Below are 226 nucleotides of genomic sequence, written 5' to 3' on the forward strand. Positions count from 1 at the left end.
ATCCACCGCGATGATCTTCGCCGCCCCCGCCAACCGCGCCCCGACAATCGCCGCATCCCCCACACCACCGCACCCAATCACCGCCACACTGTCACCCCGGCCGACATCGCCGGTATTGATGGCCGCGCCGATCCCCGCCATCACCCCACAGCCCAACAACCCCGCCACCGCCGGCGACACACCCGCATCCACCTTCGTGCACTGCCCCGCCGCCACCAGCGTCTTC

At 70.4% G+C, this 226-nt stretch carries 1 pseudogene; it reads right to left on the reverse strand.

Annotated features, from left to right (window positions below):
- Positions 1–226 (reverse strand): annotated as a pseudogene (locus IF20_RS37055) (S-(hydroxymethyl)mycothiol dehydrogenase); the annotation flags it as partial.

It is taken from the genome of Streptomyces niger (assembly GCF_000718305.1).
GTDB lineage: Bacteria > Actinomycetota > Actinomycetes > Streptomycetales > Streptomycetaceae > Streptomyces > Streptomyces niger.